General features: G+C 48.5%; 4 protein-coding genes. 3 read left to right on the top strand and 1 reads right to left on the bottom strand.

Features of this window, described 5'->3' with window-relative positions; genetic code table 11:
* Positions 1-596, top strand: a 596-nt coding sequence (locus QUA25_RS28900) for a DUF1648 domain-containing protein (RefSeq protein WP_333043107.1), incomplete at its 5' end; no start/stop codon positions are given.
* A gap of 255 nt (positions 597-851) precedes the next feature.
* On the opposite strand, the gene QUA25_RS28895 is transcribed toward QUA25_RS28900, so the two are convergent.
* A complete protein-coding gene (locus QUA25_RS28895) occupies positions 852-1,307 on the bottom strand; it encodes an aspartyl protease (protein ID WP_333043105.1) in 456 nt (151 codons plus the stop codon).
* A gap of 120 nt (positions 1,308-1,427) precedes the next feature.
* Between QUA25_RS28895 and QUA25_RS28890 the strand changes: the two genes are divergently transcribed.
* Positions 1,428-2,720, top strand: a complete 1,293-nt coding sequence (locus tag QUA25_RS28890; protein ID WP_333043103.1) for a pentapeptide repeat-containing protein — start codon at positions 1,428-1,430, stop codon at positions 2,718-2,720.
* A gap of 183 nt (positions 2,721-2,903) precedes the next feature.
* Positions 2,904-3,254, top strand: a complete 351-nt coding sequence (locus QUA25_RS28885; protein ID WP_333043101.1) for a hypothetical protein — start codon at positions 2,904-2,906, stop codon at positions 3,252-3,254.
* Positions 3,255-3,329 lie beyond the last annotated feature (75 nt).

The following is a 3,329-nucleotide window of genomic DNA, read 5'->3' as shown; positions in this document are numbered from 1 at the left end:
AAGTCTGTTCTGAGGCATTCCTCTGTGATGTTAGAAGCCCACACTATAATCGTTTCGATTTAGTGTGGGTAGTTCACGTAGCCATGACTGGAAACGCACCAAACCAACGGCCGGTTATTTGTCTGGGGCTTTCGCCTGTTTTAGTGGCAGTAGAGCTTTTAGGTGCGATCGCGATTTTGCTGGCTGTTTTGCTCATCGTCAAGTTTTGGGCGGTTTTGCCCGATCGAATTCCGATACATTTCGGCTTGGGGGGGCTGGCTGATGCTTGGGGCGACAAGGTGACAATTTGGATCATGCCGGCGGTTGCGGCCATTATTTTTGCCGTTTTAACTGCGGTTTCGCGCTATCCCCATACTTTTAATTATCCGGTACGGATTACTTCTGAGAATGCTCGCCGGCAATATCTGTTGGGGCGAGGCCTTTTGGCTTGGCTGAAGGCGGAGATTTGCTGGCTGTTGGCGTTTGTGGTGCGGCAGCAAATTCTTGTCGCTTTGGGCCATGCTCAAAGGTTTAGTGTGGAGTTAGTTTTGGGGATAATTGTTTTGATATTTGGGACGGTTGGCGTGTATTTGCTCAAGGCTTATTCTGCTCGCTAGATGTAGCGCCAAAAACTTACATCTACCCAAAGACTAAGTTTATTGATATTAATAAAAATTAACCCCTCATGATATTATGTTCTCACTATCAATGAAATAAAATTAGTTGGTAAATTAGTTGGTAGTGAGGACTAAAATCCTCATATAACTTTGAGGAGTTCAGTCCTCATTACAAACATTTTTGATGGTGGCTAATTGACTGGACATAATAGGAATCACAGGCCAGAGGTTTGTGCTACGGTAAACGCCGATCGACTAACCCATCAGATATGTTTGCTGATTGTTCATCGGCAATACTCGCAACCGTCGATTTTTCAAATCAGGTTCTAAGCCTAGTTCTTCCATGGGAATTACCCCCAGCAAAACAGCAGAAACGCCTTCGGGCAATTCTAAACAATCAAATCTGCCTTCTCTCCCCTCTACAATAATTTGAGCGCCTGCAAAAAATCGACATTTTTTGATACTAGCCGATGTTTCTACATCTCTTTCTCCTACTTGTTTTAAACCGAGTTGGCTAATAATGGGAGCTGGCAAGGAAAGCAGAGTTGCTCCGGTATCGACAACAACGTTATTGAGGGTAACAGAGCGAACTTCCCGAGCAGCAATGAATCCCCGTTCAGCCATAACTAGATCGATGCGATTCGTGACGGCGATTGTTGTAACAACTTGACCCCTTTGTTTTTCTTGCAGATTGGGGAGTACCAGGGTCATAGTACGTTACCTCTTTTGAGTGTAATTAGTGGAGATTTCTATTGTAATATTATCTAGAATCCTGCTTAGTTAGTTAAAATCGTTTTATTGACCAGCCACAGTTAGAATTTGTCTCAACGCATGACACCCGAACCAAACTCTTCTCAACCCAATCGCCCTGAATCTAACGTGACTGTAGAAAGTCTGAACGGTGGGAACCCTAATGTGCCACCAGAATCAGGGATAATCGTCGCTACTGCTGAACCCGAAAAACCGGTGCCACCGCCTCCAACTCGCAAGGTTTTTTTGCCGCAGCAGCCGGAACAAACGACTACTGAGAAGTCGGGGTCCGTGCTGACGCTGGGGTTGATCGCAGCGATGATTTTTGGGCTGGCCAATGACAACATTTGGCTGGGCTTAATTGGCGCCGTGGGTGCGATCAGCATATCGCTGCGGCTGATGTGGCCGAGTTGGGGCAAAATCTGGGCGCAGGTAATTCCGCCGACTTGGCGCACTCTGATCGTCGCCTGCTTCGGGCTTTTAGCTGGGATTGTTGGCTTGCTGATGCTCAGCGGTAGTAATACTGAACCGGGAAGCCGCAACATCCAAATCAACTGGGACGCCATCGGCGCTCTCGGCGAGTTGATCGGCGCTTTGGGCCAAATTTTGATCGCTATTTTGGGCGTTTACGTGGCTTGGCGGCAGTACGTGATCTCGAAAGATTTGACGATTCAGCAAAATCGAATTACGCAGCAGCAAACGATCGATGCTTATTTTCAAGGGGTTTCCGACTTAGCCCTTGACGAACAAGGGTTTTTGGAAGACTGGCCGCAGGAAAGGGCGATCGCAGAAGGCCGCACCGCTGCGATTATGAGCAGTGTAGATGCTGAAGGTAAAGCTAAAATTCTGCGGTTTTTGTCGCAGTCTAGATTGGTTACTCCTCTGAAGCGCGATCGGCTTTTAGGCCGCCCCATCCTTGACGGCGACGGCGGCTACGCTGAAGACAGAGATCACGGTATCCGCGTTATCGATCTCAATGTCATGTTAGCGGGTGCTGACCTGGCTGGCACCGATTTGCGGTGGACGGATTTGAGTGAAGCCAACCTCGTCCGCGCCAATCTCAGCAAGTGCGATTTAGTGAAAGCCAACCTCTCGCGCGCTGTCTTGTACGACGCCAATCTCGCTCGCGCCGACATGAGAGCGGCCGCATTATTCTACGGCTCGGCACAAACTGCATCCCCCCGCAGCCGTACCGAATTTCCCAACTATCAAACGGGTGAACATACCGGCGCTGTGGTGGAACGTGTTGATTTCACCGGTGTCAAGCGGCTCTCGGAGGAGCAGCGCTATTACTGCTGCGCTTGGTGCGGCTCGAAGTCGAGAGAGACTATTCCCGGCGGCTGCGAAGGGATTCCCAATAAACTCGGACGTTAAAATTAGCAGTACGGCGGTACTTAGGTATATATTTGGCGATCGCTCGGCAGCGGACTATACTTTAATTTTAAATCTACAGTCTTGGGCTGTTTTAGCCATGACAAATACTGATTTAGGGCTAGAAGTAATTCCGCGCCTGGAGCGCTCCCAAAGCCGGGAGGGGGGAACTTTTCTAATTGTTATGTGGTTTCTGAGCCGATCGATAATGGCGATCGGGATTCAGGTAATTGCTCATTTAGTCGGCAAAAACCCCCCCGTGTATGGGATTGGCTGCCTCTGAGTTTTGGAAGCGCTTTCCTTCCCAAAAGTGGCTGGGAACTGTTTTCGCAAGGGGACGGTAAATGGTACGTCGAAATCGCCAATTTAGGCTACAGCTATGCAGAGGACGAGCAGCAGCATTCTGTAGCTTTTTATCCGCTATTTCCTCTCCTGATGAGCGACTTCACGACTCTGGGAATGGAAGTGGAATTAGCAGGGATACTCATTAATAGTTGGGAATCTTTGCGGGCATTGTTGGTGGTTGCAAGCTGTTAGAGACCTCCACAAAAAAAATGATCCAACAGCTATGTGGGTTTAGCGAAAATTTCCACGAACCATTTTTGAAGATTG

Source organism: Microcoleus sp. Pol17C6, assembly GCF_036701145.1.
GTDB lineage: Bacteria > Cyanobacteriota > Cyanobacteriia > Cyanobacteriales > Microcoleaceae > Microcoleus.
Note: the sequence above shows the minus strand (reverse complement) of the source record. Positions and strands in the feature narration are given on the sequence as shown.